Source organism: Bradyrhizobium sp. NC92, assembly GCF_025200865.1.
Classification (GTDB): domain Bacteria; phylum Pseudomonadota; class Alphaproteobacteria; order Rhizobiales; family Xanthobacteraceae; genus Bradyrhizobium.
This window is the reverse complement of record NZ_CP104171.1, coordinates 6,647,491-6,666,733: the sequence shown is the minus strand read 5'-3', so window position 1 is coordinate 6,666,733 and position 19,243 is coordinate 6,647,491. Positions and strand designations below refer to the sequence as shown.

Annotated in this window: 17 protein-coding genes; 12 read left to right on the top strand and 5 right to left on the bottom strand. The window is 66.2% G+C overall.

Going from position 1 to position 19,243, the window contains the following annotated elements; translation table 11 throughout:
• Positions 1 to 95 precede the first annotated feature (95 nt).
• The gene (locus N2602_RS31335) at positions 96 to 989 is read right to left on the bottom strand and encodes a helix-turn-helix transcriptional regulator (RefSeq protein WP_260380491.1); all 894 of its coding nucleotides are present in this window, start codon (positions 987 to 989) and stop codon (positions 96 to 98) included.
• A 280-nt stretch (positions 990 to 1,269) separates the two neighbouring features.
• Between N2602_RS31335 and N2602_RS31330 the strand changes: the two genes are divergently transcribed.
• From N2602_RS31330 to N2602_RS31320, 3 genes are read left to right on the top strand one after another with little or no spacing between them, the layout of a single operon-like run.
• Positions 1,270 to 2,097, top strand: coding sequence for a substrate-binding domain-containing protein (locus N2602_RS31330; RefSeq protein WP_172785696.1), 828 nt, complete (start codon positions 1,270 to 1,272; stop codon positions 2,095 to 2,097).
• A gap of 53 nt (positions 2,098 to 2,150) precedes the next feature.
• Positions 2,151 to 3,257, top strand: coding sequence for a molybdopterin-binding protein (locus N2602_RS31325; RefSeq protein WP_260380490.1), 1,107 nt, complete (start codon positions 2,151 to 2,153; stop codon positions 3,255 to 3,257).
• A gap of 13 nt (positions 3,258 to 3,270) precedes the next feature.
• A complete protein-coding gene (locus N2602_RS31320) occupies positions 3,271 to 5,220 on the top strand; it encodes a molybdopterin biosynthesis protein (RefSeq protein WP_260380489.1) in 1,950 nt (649 codons plus the stop codon).
• A 13-nt stretch (positions 5,221 to 5,233) separates the two neighbouring features.
• Here N2602_RS31320 and N2602_RS31315 read toward each other — a convergent pair whose 3' ends face one another.
• The 3 genes from N2602_RS31315 to fdhD all read right to left on the bottom strand — a co-directional run bounded on the left by N2602_RS31315 (position 5,234) and on the right by fdhD (position 7,075).
• Positions 5,234 to 5,470 (bottom strand): hypothetical protein, encoded by a 237-nt coding sequence (locus tag N2602_RS31315; protein ID WP_172785699.1) that lies wholly within the window; start codon positions 5,468 to 5,470, stop codon positions 5,234 to 5,236.
• Positions 5,471 to 5,535: 65 nt separating this feature from the next.
• Positions 5,536 to 6,183, bottom strand: coding sequence for a molybdenum cofactor guanylyltransferase MobA (mobA, locus tag N2602_RS31310; protein ID WP_172785942.1), 648 nt, complete (start codon positions 6,181 to 6,183; stop codon positions 5,536 to 5,538).
• 1 nt (position 6,184) lies between these two features.
• Positions 6,185 to 7,075, bottom strand: a complete 891-nt coding sequence (fdhD, locus tag N2602_RS31305) for a formate dehydrogenase accessory sulfurtransferase FdhD (RefSeq protein ID WP_172785700.1) — start codon at positions 7,073 to 7,075, stop codon at positions 6,185 to 6,187.
• Between the two features lie 209 nt (positions 7,076 to 7,284).
• Here fdhD and mobB point away from each other — a divergent pair, with 209 nt between their 5' ends.
• From mobB to N2602_RS31270, 7 genes are all read left to right on the top strand, one after another.
• Complete coding sequence (mobB, locus tag N2602_RS31300) at positions 7,285 to 7,812, top strand: molybdopterin-guanine dinucleotide biosynthesis protein B (protein WP_172785701.1); 528 nt, start codon at positions 7,285 to 7,287, stop codon at positions 7,810 to 7,812.
• A gap of 9 nt (positions 7,813 to 7,821) precedes the next feature.
• The gene (glp, locus tag N2602_RS31295) at positions 7,822 to 9,078 is read left to right on the top strand and encodes a gephyrin-like molybdotransferase Glp (RefSeq protein WP_260380488.1); all 1,257 of its coding nucleotides are present in this window, start codon (positions 7,822 to 7,824) and stop codon (positions 9,076 to 9,078) included.
• 47 nt (positions 9,079 to 9,125) lie between these two features.
• Positions 9,126 to 9,359: a sulfurtransferase TusA family protein gene (locus tag N2602_RS31290; protein ID WP_036011410.1), complete on the top strand. Its 234-nt coding sequence runs from the start codon at positions 9,126 to 9,128 to the stop codon at positions 9,357 to 9,359.
• 286 nt (positions 9,360 to 9,645) lie between these two features.
• On the top strand, positions 9,646 to 11,352 hold the full coding sequence (locus N2602_RS31285; protein WP_172785703.1) for an NADH-ubiquinone oxidoreductase-F iron-sulfur binding region domain-containing protein: 1,707 nt from the start codon (positions 9,646 to 9,648) through the stop codon (positions 11,350 to 11,352).
• Positions 11,349 to 14,117 (top strand): formate dehydrogenase subunit alpha, encoded by a 2,769-nt coding sequence (fdhF, locus tag N2602_RS31280; protein ID WP_260380487.1) that lies wholly within the window; start codon positions 11,349 to 11,351, stop codon positions 14,115 to 14,117. The genes N2602_RS31285 and fdhF overlap by 4 nt, the downstream gene beginning before the upstream one ends.
• Positions 14,118 to 14,331: 214 nt before the next feature.
• Complete coding sequence (gene ybaK, locus N2602_RS31275) at positions 14,332 to 14,805, top strand: Cys-tRNA(Pro) deacylase (RefSeq protein WP_260380486.1); 474 nt, start codon at positions 14,332 to 14,334, stop codon at positions 14,803 to 14,805.
• 18 nt (positions 14,806 to 14,823) lie between these two features.
• Positions 14,824 to 15,909: a HupE/UreJ family protein gene (locus tag N2602_RS31270; protein WP_260380485.1), complete on the top strand. Its 1,086-nt coding sequence runs from the start codon at positions 14,824 to 14,826 to the stop codon at positions 15,907 to 15,909.
• Positions 15,910 to 15,922: 13 nt separating this feature from the next.
• On the opposite strand, the gene N2602_RS31265 is transcribed toward N2602_RS31270, so the two are convergent.
• Positions 15,923 to 16,606, bottom strand: coding sequence for a GntR family transcriptional regulator (locus N2602_RS31265; protein WP_260380484.1), 684 nt, complete (start codon positions 16,604 to 16,606; stop codon positions 15,923 to 15,925).
• Positions 16,607 to 16,754: 148 nt separating this feature from the next.
• On the opposite strand from N2602_RS31265, the gene tcuA reads away from it, so the two are divergent.
• A complete protein-coding gene (gene tcuA / locus N2602_RS31260) occupies positions 16,755 to 18,146 on the top strand; it encodes an FAD-dependent tricarballylate dehydrogenase TcuA (RefSeq protein WP_260380483.1) in 1,392 nt (463 codons plus the stop codon).
• Positions 18,133 to 19,233 carry a tricarballylate utilization 4Fe-4S protein TcuB gene (gene tcuB / locus N2602_RS31255; protein WP_260380482.1) on the top strand — a complete coding sequence of 367 codons (1,101 nt, stop codon included), beginning with the start codon at positions 18,133 to 18,135 and terminating at the stop codon, positions 19,231 to 19,233. Before tcuA ends, tcuB begins: the two co-directional genes overlap by 14 nt.
• Positions 19,234 to 19,243 lie beyond the last annotated feature (10 nt).

Below are 19,243 nucleotides of genomic sequence, written 5' to 3'. Positions count from 1 at the left end.
TCCCCTGATCCGGCGCGTTGGCCGGTGTTGCTTGTTCCGGGTATGGCCCGGCTGAATTGGTTTCTTTTGCAACTAATAGGGGGCAGGCGTCAATGTCAGGCTGCGAAGCGGATCAGTCCTGCGGGCGAGGGATCGTAACCGGTCAGCTCTTCCGCGCGCTGGCGCAGCCGCCGCTCGTTCATGAAGCGGAGCAGGGCCTGCATGGCGGGGCGGAAATAGCTGCGCTGCCGCATCGCAAGATCGAAATTCTCCCAGATCAGCGGCACGAAATCGAGGCCGGCCGAGCGCGCCGCGGCGCGCGTCGCGATGCCGCAATCGGCCTGGCCGGCGCGAACCAGCTCGGCAAGATCCGGGCCGGTCAAAGCCGGTGTCTCGATGCGGCGCAGGTCCCGCATCGAGGCGCCCGCACGCTTCAGCAGCACGTCGAGCAGCATCTGCGCGCCCGTGCCCTGTTGCCGCGTGGCCATCCGGGCGCCGGCTGCGAGCACGTCGGTCAGGCTGTGCAGGTGCTGCGGATTGCCGTGTGGCAGCACGAGGCCTTCTTCGCGGCGGACGAACGCGACCAGCACCGCATCATGCAGGTCCGGCGTGGTCCGCAGCGCTTCCATACTGGCATCGCCGGCGAGATTGTCGGAGGCATCCAGGGCGTGGAAGTGCACAGCCGCGGCCATCACCTCGTTGCGCTGCAAGCGCTCGAGCCCGCGCGCGCTGCCCTCGCTCATCGATCCGAGCCCGGAGCCGGATTCGCGCAGGCTCCAATCCAAGAGCTCGTCCTGGCTGCCGCCGACGACCGGCGGCGGCTCGGCGATCAACATGCCGGCCGGACGCGCCAGGCCCGACAGGACCCAGAGATCGAGCTCGTGCCGTGGGAAGAGCCATTTCCCCGTCACCTTGCTGCAGGGGATCGCACCGGTGGTGACGAGTTCGTAGAGCTTGCGTTCGCCGAGCCGAAGGTAGTCGGCGGCTTCGCTGGTGGTCAGGAATTCCATCCTGCATTCCTATGCAAATTCTTGCTTCTTTTTGACGTCCGACGCAGGTGGAATTCTGCATTTCAGATTTTTGTCGCGGGAACCATGCCCGATCATCTCGCTGCTTTGCAACACATCCGCACGCGCGATTTTCGCTTTGGTGAACGATCCCAAACGATCGTTCGCGCGCTATGTCTCGACGAAATTGCCGAAATTTCCCGACTGGCAACGCAAAAACGCGTCACGAGTGCGGCGCAATCGATCATCATCATGATCGCGTCAAACCTGAGGGAACCCGATCATGGGCCGCCTGTCCGTTGCACTTGTGCTCCTCTGCGGCCTTGCCGCAGGCATTGCGGCGTCATCCGCGGAGGAGCGCAGAATCGTCCTCGCTTCGACGACGGCGACGCAGGAGTCCGGGCTGCTCGACTATCTGCTGCCGATCTTCCGCGACAGGACCGGCATTGACGTCACCGTGATCGCGCGGCGCGCCGACGAGGTGCTCGATGGTGCGCGGCGGGGCGAGGTCGACGTCGTGCTGATGCACGCGCGGCCACAGGAGGAGAAGTTCGTTGCCGACGGCTTTGGCGTGAAGCGCTACGACGTGATGTACAGCGACTATGTGCTGATCGGGCCGAAGAGCGATCCCGCGGGCGTGAAGGGCAAGGACATCGCGACGGCGCTGAAGGCGATCGAAGCCAAGGGCGCGCCGTTCGTGACGCGCGGCGATCGCTCGGGCACCCACGCCGCGGAGCTCGCGCTTTGGATCGTGGCCGGCATCGATATCGCCGGCGCCAAGGGCGCCTGGTATCGCGAGGCCGGGCCCGGCATGGCCGCGGCGCTCGAGGCCGCGCGCGCCGCCAATGCTTACGAGCTGGCGGATCGCGGCAGCTGGATCGCCTTCAGGGATCGCGGCGATCTCGACATCGTCGTCGAAGGCGACCGGCGGCTGCTCAACCAATATGGCGTGATGCTGGTGAACCCTGCGAAGTTCCCGAACGTGAAGAAGGACCTCGCGCAGACTTTCGTCGACTGGCTGACGTCGCCCGAGGGGCAGACGGCGATCGCCGGCTACAAGGTCGACGCGCAGCAACTGTTTTTCCCCAATTCGGACAGGTCGGGCGGCTGAAGCCGGCATCGCCGGCGGTTGCCAAACCGGACGATGCATGGTCCTCATGGCGCATGACCCAGCGCCTGCCGCCCTCGCTCACGCCGCTCGACACCGCGCTCGCCGCGCTGTTGCGGGGCGTTGATCCCGTTGCGCCGGTGGAGGTGCCGCTGGCGGAGGCGATCGGCTGCATCGCGGCTGGCGATCCGCTGCTCGCCGCCCATCCTTCGCGCGACATTGCGGCCGTAGACGGTTGGGCGCTATCGGCCAACGATCTCGTCGGCGCGTCCGCTTATTCGCCCGTGCCGCTGACAACGGCCCCTGCATGGGTCGAGGCCGGTGACACGATGCCGGCGGGATGCGACTGCGTGCTCGATGCCGACGCCGTGGAGATGTCGGGGCCGCTTGCCCAGGTGCTCGCAGAGGGGGCGCCGGGGCAGGGTGTCAGGCGCGCCGGCAGCGACATTGCCGCGCGCATGGCCGTGGGGGCTGCAGGCCATCCCGTCGGTGCGGCGGACCTGCTGCTCGCGCGCGTGTCGGGCGTGGAGAAACTCGCCGTGAGGCGGCCACGGCTGCGCATCGTCAATGTGCCGGGTGGAACAGTCGCGGCGCAGATGATTGCCGGGATCGCGCACACGGCGGGACTGGATGTGGAAGCGCGTCAAGCGCGTGCGCGCGATGAAGCGTCGATCGCCGATGCGCTCGATGCGTCGTCTTGCGACGTTCTGCTGACCATCGGCGGTAGCGGCGTCGGCCGCCAGGACGCTGCCATCGCGGCCCTCGCCCGGCGCGGCGAGGTGATGGCGCACGGCCTTGCGCTGCAGCCGGGACGCACGGCGGCGGTCGGACGGCTGGGACGGGTTCCCGTCATTGCCTTGCCCGGCTCACCCGATCATGCGCTTGCAGTCTGGCTTGCACTCGTGCTGCCGCTCGTCGAGCGTTTGTCGGCGCATCGGCCGCGCCGAAAAGTGTCGCTGCCGCTTGCGCGAAAAATCGCCTCCAGCGTCGGCCTGACGGAGATCGCTTTGCTGGCCGAGGAACATCGTGCCTGGATGCCGCTTGCCGTAGGCGAATGGCCGCTCCAGGCGGTCGCCCGTGCGGACGCATGGCTGCTGATTTCCGCCAGCGACGAAGGATTTGCGGCAGGTACGCCGATCGATGCCGATCTGATGCCGGCGTGATATGAGTTCTGGTATGACGATGATCCCGAAATCACCAGACCGCAGCGCGCTCGAGCAGGAGCAGTTCCTCAAGATCCTGTCGCGTGAGGAGGCCTTGAGCCGCTTCGAGGCGGCCTTGTTCCCGCGTGCGCTTCAAACCGAAACGCGCAAGCTCGCAGCTGCGCTGGGCGCGGCCCTCGCCGAAGATGTCACGGCGCCGATCGACGTGCCGCCGTTCGACCGCTCCAATGTCGACGGCTTCGCCGTGCGCTCCGCCGACCTTGCGGCGGCCGGCGAGGGCGCGCCGGTGCGCCTCGCGCTGAATGGCGAGACCATTCATTGCGGGACCGCGCCGATACTGCAGGTGGCGGCCGGAACCGCAACGGCGATCGCCACCGGAGGTCCGTTGCCGCGCGGCGCCGATGCCGTGGTCATGGTCGAGCACACCCAGCCGGCCGGCCAGGATGCGATCGATGTCCGTCGCGCCGTCTCGCCGGGGCTATTCGTCTCGTATGCCGGATCCGACATCGCGCGCGGCGAGGCTTTGCTGCGCGCCGGCACCATCATCGGCTCGCGCGAGATCGGCATGCTGGCGGCTTGCGGTGTCGCCGAGGTGAGTGTCGTGCACAGACCGCGGGTTGCCGTCATCTCCACCGGGGACGAGCTGGTTCAGCCCGGCCAGGTGCTCGGGCCCGCCGAGATCTACGATACCAACGGCGCCATCGTCGCGGCCGCGATCGACGAAAACGGTGGTGAGGCTGTCTTCCTAGGCGCCATTCCGGACGACGAAGCCAAGCTCGAAGCCGCCATGCGCGACGCGCTTGCGGATGCCGACATGCTGGTGCTGTCGGGCGGCACGTCGAAAGGCGCGGGCGACCTCTCTCATCGCATCATCGGCCGGCTCGGCGCACCCGGCATCATCGCCCACGGCGTTGCGCTCAAGCCCGGCAAGCCGCTGTGCCTTGCGGTGTGCGACGGCAAACCTGTCGTGATCCTGCCGGGCTTTCCAACCTCGGCGATGTTCACCTTCCACGACATGATCGTGCCGGTGCTGCGCAGGATGGCCGGACTGCCGCCGCGTTCCGATGCCAAGGTGAACGTGACCGTGCCGGTGCGCATCGCCTCCGAGCTCGGCCGCACCGAATTCGTCATGGTTTCGCTGGTCCAGGGCAGGGCGGGTCTCATCGCCTATCCCTCCGGCAAGGGGTCTGGTGCGATCACGTCCTTTGCGCAGGCGGACGGCTTTCTGCGCATCGACGCACTTGCCAACCAGATGCCGGCCGGCACCGAAACCGAGGTGACGCTGTTCACGCCGCATGTGCGCGTGCCGGATCTCGTCATCGTCGGCAGCCATTGCACCGGCCTCGATCTCGTCACCGCACAGCTCGCGCATGCCAGCCTGACCGTGCGCTCAATCGCGGTCGGCAGCCTTGGAGGATTGGCGGCGGCCAAGCGCGGCGAATGCGATCTCGCGCCGATCCATCTGTTCGACGATCGCAGCGAGACCTACAACACGCCCTATCTCGTCGAAGGACTCGAGCTCGTCGCCGGCTGGCGGCGGATGCAGGGCATTGTCTTCCGCAAGGGCGACAAACGTTTCGAAGGCCTGAGCGCAAAGGAGGCTGTTGCGGCTGCGCTCGCCGACCCCACCTGCATCATGGTCAACCGCAACCAGGGCGCCGGCACGCGCATCCTGATCGACCGGCTGCTCGGCGGCGTCCGGCCGGAAGGCTATTGGAACCAGCCGCGTTCGCACAATGCGGTTGCGGCGGCCGTGGCGCAGCACCGCGCCGACTGGGGCATGACCATTGCGCCGGTCGCCCACGCCGGCGGCCTCGGTTTCATTCCGCTGGCCGAAGAGCATTACGATTTCGCGCTGGTGACCGCGCGCAAGGATCGGCCGGCCGTGCGGGCCTTTCTCGATGCGCTCGGCTCGAGCGCAGCGCGCGCCGCACTTGAGCGCGCGGGTTTCCGGCCTGCGTAGATATCAGCGAGGGCTACGGTTGCGACGCCTGGTCGGTGGCGCTGGCGGCCTGATCGGATTGCTCGCGCCTGCGCTTCCGTTCCTCGGCCTCGGCCAGCGCACGCTGCGCGGCGGCCGGCAACGGCTTCGGATCGGGCGGAACCTCGACGGTGTCAGGCTTGCTCAGCTGCTTCGTGCGATCGATCACATCCGAAACATCGAGCGCAAGATCGACGACATCGAAGACGACATCAAGGAGAGAGTCGGCCATGGTTCATCCCGGGGACAACGTACCGATCATTGGTCGTTCCCCAGCTCGGTCGGGTTCACGGCAGCTCAACGCAGCGGCTTAGGATGGTCATCCAGCGTCGCCAGCCGCTCGGCCTCGGCAATGTCCTCGACCGTGTTCGCATTGAAGAACGGGTCGACCGGCTCGGTCGGCCAGGTCACTGTCGCGAGCGGATAGCGCGCGGTCCAGCGGTCGATCTTGCGGAGGTCTTCGACCACGAGGGCGTGGCGCAGCTCCTCACGCAAGGCGACACGCCACAGGCCGATCACCGGATGCGACTGCTCATCTGATGCAGCGACCGCGAGCTGTGCGTTCTCATGCGCGCGCGCCTCATGCAGGCGCGCCACGAGGTCGCGAGGCAGGAACGGGCAGTCGCCGGCGGCGCTGAGCACCCATTCGATCTCCGGCCGGTTCGCCGCGGTCCAGTCGAGCGCCGCGAGGATGCCGGCGAGGGGGCCGGGGAAGCCGGGCACGTCGTCGGCGACGACCTGCAAGCCGAACGCGGCAAAGCGGGCGGGATCGCCGTTGGCGTTGAGGATCAGCTCGCTGCACTGGGGCGAGAGACGCGCGATCACGCGTTCCAGAATGGTGCGGCCACCGATGGTGCGCATCGGCTTGTCGCCGCCGCCCATGCGCCGCGCCAGCCCGCCGGCGAGCAGCACGCCAAGGGTCGGCGGAACACGCGCCGCGGACATGTCAGTCGTCACCGCCTTCACCCTTGCGCTTGTGCTTGGCCGATTCCTCTTCGACATAAGTGAGGTTCTGGTCGTAGACGATGCGCTCTTCGCCTGCGAGCACGATGAAGCGCTTGCCGCGGGTGCGTCCGACCAGCGTCAGGCCGACCTGTCTTGCGAGATCGACACCCCAGGCGGTGAAGCCGGAGCGCGACACCAGGATCGGAATGCCCATGCGCACGGTCTTGATCACCATCTCCGAGGTGAGGCGCCCGGTGGTGTAGAGGATCTTGTCGGAAGCGTCGACGCCGTGGCGGTACATCCAGCCCGCGATCTTGTCGACGGCGTTGTGGCGGCCGACATCCTCGGTGTAGCAGAGCGGCGTGCCCTCCTTGCACAGCACGCAGCCGTGGATCGCGCCGGCCTCCAGGTAAAGCGAGGGCATGGTGTTGATGGTCTGCGTCATCTGGTAGAGCCAGGAGGTGCGCAGCTCCGCCTTGGGCAGCGCGACGCTCTCGACCGCCTCCAGGAGGTCGCCGAAGGCGGTGCCCTGCGCGCAGCCGGACGTCTGCGTGCGCTTCTTCAGCTTGGCCTCGAAATTGGTGTGGTGTGAGGTGCGCACGACGACCACCTGGAGGTCGTCGTCGTACTCGACCTCGGTGACCACGTCATTATATTTCAGCATGTTCTGGTTCAGCAGGTAGCCGAGCGCCAGATATTCGGGGTAGTCGCCGATCGTCATCATGGTGACGATCTCCTGGGCGTTCAAATAGAGCGTCAGCGGCCGCTCCATCGGCACCTTGATCTCGACCCTGGCGCCGGTCTGGTCGGTGCCGGTCACGCTCTGGGTCAGGCGTGGATCGTCCGGATTGGGGACGATCAGGGGCACCGGGGCTTTGTCGATCTTCATCATGGCGGCGAGGTTAGCATGACATTCGGGTCAAGCCGATATAAGCATGGCCGGGAATGGGCAAAATGCCTCCGCTCGTCATTGCGAGCGGAGCGAAGCAATCCAGAATCCTTCCGCGGCGGCAGTCTGGATTGCTTCGCTGCGCTCGCAATGACACGGAGGGGGCCGCGGTTCCAGAAGGGACCTGGGTCGTTCGCGGACACGGAGCTGGAATGAAAGTCATCGGCCTTGCAGGATGGAGCGGTGCGGGCAAGACCACGCTGTTGACGCGGCTGATTCCGCATTTCAACGCGCAAGGCCTGCGCGTCTCCGTGATCAAGCATGCGCATCACCAGTTCGACGTCGACGTGCCCGGCAAGGATTCCTGGCGCCATCGCGAGGCCGGTGCGGCGGAGGTGCTGGTTGCTTCGTCGAAACGCTGGGCGCTGATGCATGAGCTGCGCGGGGCGGCGGAGCCGCGGCTGCCGGAGCTGCTCGAGAAACTCTCCGCGGTCGATCTCGTCGTGGTCGAGGGATTCAAGCGTGAGCCGCATCGCAAGATCGAGGTGCATCGTGCCGCCAACGGCAAGCCGCTGCTGTTTCCGGACGATCCCGGGATTGCCGGGATCGCGACGGACGTCGCGATTGACACGCGGCTGCCGACTGTCCATCTCGACGATATCGAAGGCGCCGCGGCATTGATGCTACGGGCGGCGATGCCGGTCGAGGAAGCGGTGGCAAGAAGCGCCGCGATACGCTGACGAGGCACCATGGCGCAACTGTCGGACGATTGCTTTGCCTTCGGTGGCCCGATGATGTCGGTCGACGAAGCCGTTGGCCTCATCACGACGCGCGTCAGTGCGATCGTCGATCTCGAGACGGTTGGGCTCGCCGACGCGGACGGACGCGTGCTCGCGGGCGATGTGGCCGCGCCTCTGCCGCTGCCGCCCTTCACCAACTCCGCCGTCGACGGCTACGCGGTGCGCAACGCGGACCTTCCGGCAAGGGCGGAACAGGCGTTCCCGCTCGACGGTCGCATTCAGGCCGGCGGCCTTGCGCAGGCGCCGATCAAGCCCGGCCACACCGCGCGCATCTTCACCGGCGCGCCGATGCCGCCGGACGCGGAGACCGTCTTCATGCAGGAGGACGTCCGCATCGATGAGTCCGGGAAGATCGTGTTGCCGCCGGGGCTGAAGCCCGGCGCCAATGTGCGACCCGCAGGCGAGGACATTCCCCAAGGACACGTCGCGCTCCGCGCCGGCCAGCGCCTGCGGCCGCAGCATGTCGCGCTTGCCGCCGCGTTCGGCCTGACGAGGCTCGACGTCGTCAGGCGCATCCGTGTTGCCGTGTTCTCGACCGGCGACGAACTGGCTTCACCCGGCGAGCCGCGCGCCGCTTCGCAATTGTTCGATTCCAACCGCTTCATGCTGATGGCGATGCTGCGGCGGCTCGGCTGCGAGGTCAGCGATCTCGGCATTCTGCGCGACGAGCGAACGTCACTGGCGAGCGGCCTGAAGCGGGTTGCAGGCGACCATGACCTGATCCTCACCACCGGCGGCGTCTCGACCGGGGAGGAGGATCACGTCAAGGCGGCTGTGGAGAGCATCGGCTCACTGGTGCTGTGGCGGATGGCGATCAAGCCGGGCCGTCCCGTGGCGATGGGGATCGTCGCCGGCACACCGCTGATCGGACTGCCCGGCAATCCCGTCGCGAGCTTTGTCACCTTCGTCCATGTGGTGCGGCCGACGGTGCTGGCGCTGGCGGGTGGGCTGCCGGAGCCGCTGTTGCCGATTCCGGTGCGTGCTGCGTTTACCTACAAGAAGAAGGCCGGGCGGCGTGAATATGTGCGCGCCTCGTTGCGGCGCGCGCAGGACGGCGGGCTCGAGGCGATCAAGTTCCCGCGCGAAGGGGCCGGGCTCTTGTCCTCGCTGGTCGAGACCGACGGCCTCGTCGAGCTCGGCGAGGACATCACGAATGTCGAGCCGGAGCAGGATGTCGGCTTCCTGCCCTACGCCAGCCTGATCTGAGGCCTCCCCGCGTTGACGCAGCCGTTCCACGCCGCCATGGTGCGGCCATGACCAGGACGACACTCGATCTCACCGGGCTGAAATGCCCGCTGCCGGCGCTCAAGACGCGCAAGGCGCTCAAGCCGCTCAAGGCAGGCGACCAGCTCGAAGTTCACTGCACCGATCCGCTCTCGGTGATCGATATCCCCAATCTGATCCGCGAGACCGGCGACAAGGTCGAGATCACCGAGCGCAACGAGGCGCGCATCGTGTTCCTGGTCGAAAAGAGTGACGCCCCGTAGAAGGCGATGTTCACGGCGGCGGCCTTTGTGCTCCCGCCGTAGCCTCGGACCGGGCATTCGATAGGACTTCGCTATCGCAGCACGGGACACCTTTATTGATCTCCCGACCAATTCGGGCTTCGCTCCATCAATGGCCCGTTGGGACGAAACGCAGGCCGTGTCTGGGCAGTCACGTCTACCCTGAGTTTCGCTTAAACGCTTCCGCGAACATCACAATTCGCTTGGCATCTGGCATGCCAGGGGCTAAAAGTGGAGCCGTTCTAAAAGAAGAGATCGAGACGAATCGATGAGCCACGAGGACGTGCACAAGGTCCGCTCCTTCGAGCATCCCGGTGAGGGACGCCGACGCGCCAAGGCGACCCCCAAGGGGCGGCAGGTCGATCCCACGGCCGCGCACGAGATCGAGCTGTTGCTCGGCGACAGGCCGCGGCGGCGCGATCTCCTGATCGAATATCTGCACTTGATCCAGGACAAGTACCGCCAGATCTCGGCGGCGCATCTGGCCGCGCTCGCCGACGAGATGAAGCTCGCCTTCGCCGAGGTGTTCGAGACCGCGACCTTCTACGCGCATTTCGACGTGGTGAAGGAAGGTGAGCCCGACATTCCCCCGTTGACGATCCGCGTCTGCGATTCGCTCACCTGCGCGATGCTTGGCGGCGAGAAGCTGCTCGAGGATCTGCAGAGCGCGTCAGGTCCCGGCATCCGCGTCGTGCGCGCGCCCTGCGTCGGCCGCTGCGACACAGCGCCGGCCGCCGAGGTCGGACACAATTTCGTCGACCACGCCACCGTCGCCAACGTCATGGCGGCAGCCAAGGCCGGCGACACGCACGCGCATCTGCCCACATATACCGAGTACGATGCCTATGTCGCCGATGGCGGCTACAAGCTGCTCAATCGCCTGCGCTCCGGCGAACTGTCGAAGGACGATTTGCTGAAGTCGCTCGACGACGCTTCGCTGCGCGGGCTCGGCGGCGCCGGCTTCCCCACCGGACGCAAATGGCGCGCGGTGCTCGGGGAGCCCGGGCCGCGGCTGATGGCGATCAACGGCGACGAGGGCGAGCCCGGCACGTTCAAGGACCGCTATTACCTCGAAACCGATCCGCATCGCTTCATCGAGGGCATGCTGATCGGCGCGCATGTGGTGCAGGCGAGCGACGTCTATATCTATCTGCGCGACGAATATCCGGCCTCGCGCGAGATCCTCCAGCGCGAGATCGCAAAGCTCCCGCCTGGCGGCCCGACGCTGCACCTGCGGCGCGGCGCCGGCGCTTACATCTGCGGCGAGGAATCCTCGCTGCTGGAGAGCATCGAGGGCAAGCGTGGCCTGCCCAGGCACAAGCCGCCTTACCCGTTCCAGGTCGGCCTGTTCGGTCTGCCGACGCTGATCAACAACATCGAGACGCTGTGGTGGGTGCGCGACATCGTCGAGAAGGGCGCCGACTGGTGGAAGGGCCATGGCCGCCACGAGCGTCAGGGCCTGCGCAGCTTCTCGGTTTCGGGACGCGTCAAAAATCCCGGCATGAAGCTCGCGCCCGCGGGTATCACCGTGCGCGAGCTGATCGAGGAATATTGCGGCGGCATGGCCGACGGCCATCGATTCTACGCGTATCTGCCGGGCGGTGCGTCCGGCGGCATCTTGCCGGCATCGATGGACGACATCCCGCTCGATTTCGGCACGCTGGAGAAATACGGCTGCTTCATCGGCTCGGCTGCGATCGTGATCCTGTCGCACAAGGACAGCGTGCGCGCTGCCGCATTGAACCTGATGAAGTTCTTCGAGGACGAGAGCTGCGGCCAGTGCACGCCGTGCCGCGTCGGTACCCAGAAGGCGGCGCTGCTGATGCAAAGGCCGGTCTGGAACCGTGCCTTGCTGGAAGAATTGAGCCAGGCGATGCGCGATGCCTCGATCTGCGGGCTCGGACAGGCGGCATCGAATCCGCTGTCCTCCGTGATCAAATATTTCCCTGACGAGTTCAAGGAAGCGGCGGAATGACGAAGATTACGTTCGAGCTCGACGGCAAGCAGGTCGAGGCCAAACCCGGCGAGACGATCTGGCAGGTCGCAAAACGCCAGGGCCGCGACATTCCGCATCTCTGTTATTCGCCGGCGCCCGACTATCGCCCCGACGGCAATTGCCGCGCCTGCATGGTCGAGATCGAGGGCGAGCGCGTGCTCGCCGCGTCCTGCAAGCGCACGCCGTCGGTCGGCATGAAGGTGAAGACGGAATCCGCGCGTGCGGTGTCGGCGCAAAAAATGGTGATGGAGCTGCTCGTTGCCGATCAGCCGGCGCGTGAGACGTCGCACGATCCGGATTCGAAGTTCTGGCACTGGGCCGAGACCACTGGCGTCACCGAGAGCCGCTTTCCCGCCGCCGAGCGCTGGGCAACCGACGCCAGCCATCCGGCGATGCGCGTCAATCTCGATGCCTGCATCCAGTGCGGCCTCTGCGTGCGCGCCTGCCGCGAGGTCCAGGTCAACGACGTCATCGGCATGGCCTATCGCAATGCCGGCGCCAAGATCGTGTTCGACTTCGACGACCCCATGGGCGAGTCCACCTGCGTTGCCTGCGGCGAATGCGTGCAGGCCTGTCCGACCGGCGCCTTGATGCCGGCCGTGATGCTCGACGAAAACCAGACGCGCGTCACCTATGCCGACAAGAAGGTGGATTCGCTCTGCCCGTTCTGCGGCGTCGGCTGCCAGGTCACCTACGAGGTCAAGGACGAGAAGGTGATCTATGCGGAAGGCCGCGACGGCCCCGCCAACCACAATCGTCTTTGCGTGAAGGGCCGCTTCGGCTTCGACTACATCCACCATCCGCATCGCCTGACGAAGCCGCTGGTGCGGCTGCCGAACGCGAAGAAGGACGCCAACGACCAGGTCGATCCGGCCAATCCGTTCACGCATTTCCGCGAAGCGAGTTGGGAGGAAGCGCTCGACATCGCCGCCAAGGGTCTCGTCAAGATCCGCGACGAGAAGGGCGTGAAGGCGCTGGCCGGCTTCGGTTCGGCCAAGGGCTCGAACGAAGAGGCCTATCTGTTCCAGAAGCTTGTGCGCACCGGCTTTGGCTCCAACAACGTCGATCACTGCACCCGTCTGTGCCATGCCTCCTCGGTGGCGGCGCTGTTCGAAGGCCTGAGCTCGGGCGCGGTGTCGGCACCGTTCTCCGCTGCGATGGATGCCGAGGTCATCGTCGTGATCGGCGCCAACCCGACCGTCAACCACCCGGTCGCCGCGACCTTCATCAAGAACGCGGTCAAGCAGAACGGCGCCAAGCTGTTCGTGATGGATCCGCGCCGGCAGTCGCTGTCGCGTCATGCGACCAGGCATCTGCAGTTCAAGCCGGGCTCCGACGTCGCCATGCTGAACGCGATGATCAACACGATCATCACCGAAGGCCTGACCGACGACCAGTACATCGCCGGCTACACCGAGGGTTTCGAGGACCTCAAGGAGAAGATCAAGGAGTTCACGCCGGAGAAGATGGAGCCGATCTGCGGCATCCCGGCGCAAACCCTGCGCGAAGTAGCGCGCACCTATGCGCGGGCAAAATCCTCGATCATCTTCTGGGGCATGGGCATCAGCCAGCATGTCCACGGTACCGACAATGCGCGCTGCCTGATTGCGCTCGCCCTGATCACGGGCCAGGTCGGCCGTCCCGGTACCGGCCTCCATCCGCTGCGCGGCCAGAACAACGTGCAAGGCGCCTCCGATGCCGGCCTGATCCCGATGTTCCTGCCGGACTATCAGCCGGTGGGCCGCGATGATTTGCGCGGCAGCTTCGAAAAGCTCTGGCAGCAGGATCTCGATCCCGTCCGCGGCCTGACCGTGGTCGAGATCATGAACGCGATCCACGCCGGCGAGATCAAGGGCATGTATATCGAGGGCGAAAACCCCGCGATGTCCGATCCCGACCTGCAGCATGCGCGCCATGCGCTGGCGATGCTCGATCATCTCGTGGTGCAGGATCTCTTCGTCACCGAGACTGCGTTCCATGCCGACGTGATCCTGCCGGCCTCGGCCTTCGCCGAAAAGGACGGCTCCTTCACCAACACCGATCGCCGCGTGCAGCTGGCGCGTCAGGTGATCAAGCCGCCCGGCGATGCGCGTCAGGATCTCTGGATCATCCAGGAGATCGGCAAGCGCATGGGCCTGCCGTGGAATTATGCCGGTCCCGGCGACGTCTTCACCGAGATGGCAGAGCTGATGCCGTCGCTGAAGAACATCACCTGGGAGCGGCTGGTGCGTGAGGGCGCGGTCACTTATCCCGTCGACGATCCGAACAAGCCCGGCAACGAGATCATCTTCACCACGGGCTTCCCGACCGCGAGCGGCCGCGGCAAGATCGTGCCGGCCAAGGTCGTCCCGCCGGACGAGATTCCCGACGACGAATATCCGATGGTGCTCTCGACCGGCCGCGTGCTGGAGCACTGGCACACCGGCTCGATGACCCGCCGCGCCCAGGTGCTCGACCAGATCGAGCCGGAGGCGGTCGCGTTCATGTCACCCAAGGACATGCGCAAGAAGAAGCTGGTGCCCGGCGATTTCATTCGCCTGGAGACCCGCCGCGGCGCCGTCGAAGTCAAGGTCCGCTCCGACCGCGACGTGCCGGAGAACATGGTGTTCATGCCGTTCTGCTACGCCGAAGCGGCTGCGAACCTGCTCACCAACCCGGCACTGGACCCGTTCGGCAAGATCCCGGAGTTCAAGTTCTGCGCAGCGCGGGCCGAGCGCGCCGAGATGCGGGACGCGGCGGAGTAGGGAGAAGCCTCGTCATCGCCCACGAGGCTTGCCACACAAACCGGTGTCATGCCCCGGCTTGACCGGGGCATCCAGTACGCCGCGGCCCATCGATTCAATCGCAAAGTCTCGGAGTACTGGATCGCCCGGTCAAGCCGGGCGATGACAGGGAATGTGTGGTGCCGACTTTCCCACGTCGCTTCGCTCCTCGCAATGACGGTGGTAAATACCGTCCATGTCCAAAGTCACCCCCGCCACACGCGCACTCGCAGCCGCCGGTGTTGCCTTCACCGTTCACACCTATGACTATGATTCCGACGCCGAGAGTATCGGGCTCCAGGCGGCGGCCGCGCTTGGCGAGGACCCTGCGCGCGTCCTGAAGACGCTGATGGCGCTGGTCGACGGCAAGCCGGTCTGCGTGGTCGTGCCGTCCGACCAGGAGGTCTCGATGAAGAAGCTGGCGGCGGCGGCGAGCGGCAAGTCGGCCCAGATGATGAAGCCGCCCGAGGCCGAGCGTGTCACCGGCTACAAGGTCGGCGGCATCAGCCCGTTCGGGCAGCGCAAGCCTGTGCGCACCGTGATCGAGCAGAGCGCGCTCGCCCATGACCTGGTCTATCTCAATGGCGGCCAGCGCGGCTTGCAGGTCCGGCTGAAGCCCACCGATGTGCGGGATGTTCTGAAGGCGGCCGTGGCGGATGTGCTGGCGTGAGCGCGATGGAGCGGGATCATGAGGCGGCCGCTCCTGGCGTGGCTCGCGGTGCTGCTCGGCCTCGCGCTTCCGGCGGAGGCACATGAGGTCAACCTCGTCACGGCACGGGTGGCGCTGAGTCCCGATCGCACGGTGAGCGCCGAGCTCGGATTGAAGGGCAGCGACGTCGATCGCCTGATCGGCACGAAGATTTATGATGCGAGGCGGGATGCGGTCGATCCCGCCGCCGTCGAAGCGGCCAAGCCCGCGATCCTCGCCTATATGGGCACGCATCTGGCTGTTACAGGAGGTGCCAGGGCCTGCTCCGCCGGAAATGCAGCGATCCTGGCGGACGGTGACGGCATCGTCTATCGCAACAGCTTTGCCTGCGCGAACGTGACCGGCGACATTGTCTATCGCTCCACGGTGCTGACGGAGAAAGACAGGGCCGCGCGGCAGGTGGTGCTGATCGCGCAGGGCCGGTCCGAGACGCAGGCCTTGCTCGACGCCCACAACACGACGGTGACCCTCTCGACGGCGCCGCCGTCGCTGTCCTCTACGATGCAGCGTTATCTCATCACCGGCGTCGAGCACATCTTCCTCGGTTACGATCACGTCGCATTCCTGGTCGCGATCGTCTTGTGGGCACGCCGGCTCTTGCCGGTCGTCAAGATCGTGACCGCCTTCACCATCGCTCACTCCCTGACGTTGTCGCTGGCGGCCCTGAACGTCCTGGTCATCCCGAGCCGCATCGTTGAGCCCGCGATTGCGGCCTCGATCGTGTTCGTCGCGGTCGAGAACTTCTTTTCGCGCGACATCGACAGGCGCTGGCGTGTGGCTTTTCTGTTCGGCTTGATCCACGGCTTCGGCTTCGCCGGCGCGCTTCGCGAGATCGGCTTGCCCCCTGATGCGATCGTTCCGGCGCTGGCCGCCTTCAATGTCGGCGTCGAGATCGGGCAGATCGCGATCGTCGCGCTGCTGCTGCCGGTACTTGGCGTGTTGGACCGCGTGACTGCGGCCGGCCGGGAGCAGCCGGCACGAGCGGCAAGGCTGGTTTATGTCACGTCCGCAATGATCGGTGTGCTCGGCGGCTATTGGCTGCTGACGCGCGTGTTCGAGGCGTGATCGGGCAGACGACTTACTGCTTCTGCAGCAATTTCAACCGGCAGCGGAGAGCTTCGCGGATGTGTGCACGCGCGAGCTGCTCGGCCTTGTCGCCGCTGCGGGCGGCAATCGCATCGATGATCTTCCGATGCTCGCCGTGGCTGGTCGTCGGGCGTCCCGCCACCGTGAAAGTGGTCGGGCCGAGCAGGGCGATCCAATCCTGCAATTCCCGCGAGGCGTTGTCGAGATAGCGGTTCCGCGCCGCGCGGCAGATGGCCTCGTGGAAGGCGCGGTTGAGCCGCGCCATCTCGGCGGCATCGGCCGCGGATGCCTCGACAAAGGCCTGCTCGATATCGCGGAGCGCGTCGATCTCCGGCGGTGAGGCGTGCTCGGCGGCGAGGCGCGCGGCGGCGCCCTCCATGATCTCGCGCATGGCGTAGAGCTCGAGCACCTCGGAGATGTCGAGATTGCGGACGATCAGCCCGCGGCCGCCGGCAGGCGCGACGAAGCCGCGTGCGGCGAGCCGGCCCAGCGCCTCCCTCACCGGCGTGCGGCTGACCTTCAGCCGCTGGGCGACCTCTTCCTCGCGCAGGCGGTCGCCGGCGCGGTAGCTGCCGGCCTGGAGCGCCTCGCACAGCGAGCGGAACACGGCTTCGCCGAGCGCAACGCCGCCTCCGCGCGCGATCGTCCCACCTGAATTTGCCGGGCGTCTGGCCATTGTCCCTCGATGCGTCTTCTGCCCATGCAGATGCCGCTTGCGCGACTTATGTATATCTTTGTATACAAAGGTACGCAATGGCGGATCGGCGCGATCGAGACCGCCGGCTGGCAGAATGTCTCCAACTTCGCCGCATCGGGCAGATGGGATGAGCAGCAAATACGACGTGCTGGTGATCGGCGGCGGCAATGCGGCCCTGTGCGCCGCGATCAGCGCGCAGCGCGGCGGAGCGTCCGTGCTGGTGCTCGAAGGCGCGCCCAAGTTCTACCGCGGCGGCAACACCCGCCACACCCGCAACATGCGCTGCGCCCATGACGCGGCGACCGAAATCCTGACCGGCCCCTACACCGAGGAGGAGTTTTGGGAGGACCTGCTGCGCGTCACCGGCGGGCAAACCGACGAGGTGCTGGCGCGCCATATGATCCGCGAATCCAAGGACATCCTGAACTGGATCGTGGAGCAGGGCGTGCGCTGGCAGCCTTCCCTCGGCGGTACGCTGAGCCTCGGCCGCACCAACTCCTTCTTCCTCGGCGGTGGCCGGGCGATGCTGAACGCGCTGTATCTGACCGCGGAGCGGCTCGGCGTCGCCGTCGAATACGACGCCGAGGTCACCGACCTCGTGATCGAGGACGGCATGTTCCTCGCCGCGCGCCTCAAGCGGCCGATCAAGGGCGAGACCGAGATCCGCGCCACCTCGCTGGTCGCAGCTGCCGGCGGGTTCGAGGCCAACATCGAATGGCTGAAGCAATATTGGGGTGAGGCCGCCGACAATTTTTTGATCCGCGGCACGCCCTATAACCGCGGCTCGATCCTGAAGATGCTGCTCGACAAGGGCGTGCAGGAGGTCGGCGATCCCACCCAGTGCCATGCGGTCGCGATCGATGCCCGCGCGCCGAAATTCGACGGCGGCATCATCACGCGCCACGACTCCGTCGTGTTCGGCATCGTCGTCAACAAGCACGCCCAGCGCTTCTACGACGAGGGCGAGGACATCTGGCCGAAGCGTTACGCGATCTGGGGCCGGCTGGTCGCGGCGCAGCCCGACCAGATCGCCTATATCATTTTCGACTCGACCGTCGTGACCAGCTTCATGCCGACGCTGTTCCCGCCGATCGCCGGGCATACCATCACCGAGCTCGCCGGCAAGCTCGAGCTCGATCCGGCCGCGCTGGAAAGGACCATCACCGAATTCAACGCCGCGGTGCGGCCCGGGACCTTCGACCACACCATTCTGGACGATTGCGTGACGGAGGGCATCACGCCGCCGAAAACACATTGGGCGCGCCGGATCGAGACGCCGCCTTTTCTCGCCTATCCGGTGCGGCCCGGCATCACCTTCACCTATCTCGGCACGCGCGTGAACAAGGAGGCGCGCATGCTGATGAAGGGCGGCAAGCCGTCCGCCAACATGTTCGCGGCCGGCGAGATCATGGCGGGCAACGTGCTCGGCAAGGGCTATGCGGCCGGCATGGGCATGACCATCGGCAGCGTGTTCGGGCGAATCGCAGGACGGGAAGCGGCGAAACATGCACGGAACTAGGATTTTGGACGAAGCCGACCGTCTGATGACGGTCTGTAATTCCTGCCGCTATTGCGAGGGCCTGTGCGCGGTGTTTCCGGCGATGGAGATGCGCCGCGCCTTCTCCGACGGCGATCTCAACTATCTCGCCAATCTCTGCCATGCCTGCTGCGCCTGCTACGTCGACTGCCAGTTCTCGCCGCCGCACGAGTTCAACGTCAACGTTCCCGAGACGCTGGCGGTCGCGCGCGCGGAGTCCTATGCGGCCTATGCCTGGCCGCGTGCGCTATCCAGCACATTCGCGCGGAACGGCCTCGTCATCAGCATCACCACTGCGCTCAGCATGGCGGCGTTCATTCTCGGCTTCGCCGCCTTGAATGACCGCGGCGTGTTGTTCGGCGTGCACACCGGGCCCGGCGCCTTCTACAAGCTGATGCCGCACAACGCGATGGCTGCGCTGTTTGGCTCCGCATTCCTTTACGCGATCCTCGCCCTTGTCATGAGCGTGCGCGCCTTCTGGCGCGACATCGGCGCGCCCATCGGCGACCGTGCCGATGGCGGCTTGATCTTTCAGGCAATCCGCGATGCCGGCGAGCTGCGCTATCTTCATGGTGGCGGCGTCGGTTGCTACAATGAGGACGACAAGCCCACCGACCGGCGCAAGCTCTATCACCACCTGACCTTCTACGGCTTCATCCTTTGCTTCGCAGCGACGTCTGTTGCGACGCTTTATCACTATCTCCTCGGCCGCGAGGCGCCGTATCCGTGGTGGGACCTGCCCGTGGTGCTCGGCACGCTCGGCGGCATCGGCCTGATCGTCGGGCCGATCGGCCTGTTCGCCGCCAAGATGCGGCGCGATCCCGCGCTGCTCGACGAGTTCAGCTACGGCATGGATGTCGCCTTCATCGCCATGCTGTTCCTGACCGGCCTCACCGGAATGCTGCTGCTGGTGCTGCGCGAGACCGCCGCGATGGGACCGCTGCTCGCGCTGCATCTCGGCGCCGTGTTCGCATTGTTCATCACCATGCCCTACGGCAAGTTCGTGCACGGCATCTATCGCTTTGCCGCGCTGGTGCGTTACGCGCAGGAGCGGCGGACGGCGGCGTGACCCGCGCGCC

Bases quoted from the DNA above. Each gene is read 5' to 3' on its own strand.
- N2602_RS31335 (WP_260380491.1), bottom strand. From the start codon at position 989: ATGGAATTCCTGACCACCAGCGAAGCCGCCGACTACCTTCGGCTCGGC.
- N2602_RS31330 (WP_172785696.1), top strand. From the start codon at position 1,270: ATGGGCCGCCTGTCCGTTGCACTTGTGCTCCTCTGCGGCCTTGCCGCA.
- N2602_RS31325 (WP_260380490.1), top strand. From the start codon at position 2,151: ATGACCCAGCGCCTGCCGCCCTCGCTCACGCCGCTCGACACCGCGCTC.
- N2602_RS31320 (WP_260380489.1), top strand. From the start codon at position 3,271: ATGACGATGATCCCGAAATCACCAGACCGCAGCGCGCTCGAGCAGGAG.
- N2602_RS31315 (WP_172785699.1), bottom strand. From the start codon at position 5,470: ATGGCCGACTCTCTCCTTGATGTCGTCTTCGATGTCGTCGATCTTGCG.
- mobA (WP_172785942.1), bottom strand. From the start codon at position 6,183: ATGTCCGCGGCGCGTGTTCCGCCGACCCTTGGCGTGCTGCTCGCCGGC.
- fdhD (WP_172785700.1), bottom strand. From the start codon at position 7,075: ATGATGAAGATCGACAAAGCCCCGGTGCCCCTGATCGTCCCCAATCCG.
- mobB (WP_172785701.1), top strand. From the start codon at position 7,285: ATGAAAGTCATCGGCCTTGCAGGATGGAGCGGTGCGGGCAAGACCACG.
- glp (WP_260380488.1), top strand. From the start codon at position 7,822: ATGGCGCAACTGTCGGACGATTGCTTTGCCTTCGGTGGCCCGATGATG.
- N2602_RS31290 (WP_036011410.1), top strand. From the start codon at position 9,126: ATGACCAGGACGACACTCGATCTCACCGGGCTGAAATGCCCGCTGCCG.
- N2602_RS31285 (WP_172785703.1), top strand. From the start codon at position 9,646: ATGAGCCACGAGGACGTGCACAAGGTCCGCTCCTTCGAGCATCCCGGT.
- fdhF (WP_260380487.1), top strand. From the start codon at position 11,349: ATGACGAAGATTACGTTCGAGCTCGACGGCAAGCAGGTCGAGGCCAAA.
- ybaK (WP_260380486.1), top strand. From the start codon at position 14,332: ATGTCCAAAGTCACCCCCGCCACACGCGCACTCGCAGCCGCCGGTGTT.
- N2602_RS31270 (WP_260380485.1), top strand. From the start codon at position 14,824: ATGAGGCGGCCGCTCCTGGCGTGGCTCGCGGTGCTGCTCGGCCTCGCG.
- N2602_RS31265 (WP_260380484.1), bottom strand. From the start codon at position 16,606: ATGGCCAGACGCCCGGCAAATTCAGGTGGGACGATCGCGCGCGGAGGC.
- tcuA (WP_260380483.1), top strand. From the start codon at position 16,755: ATGAGCAGCAAATACGACGTGCTGGTGATCGGCGGCGGCAATGCGGCC.
- tcuB (WP_260380482.1), top strand. From the start codon at position 18,133: ATGCACGGAACTAGGATTTTGGACGAAGCCGACCGTCTGATGACGGTC.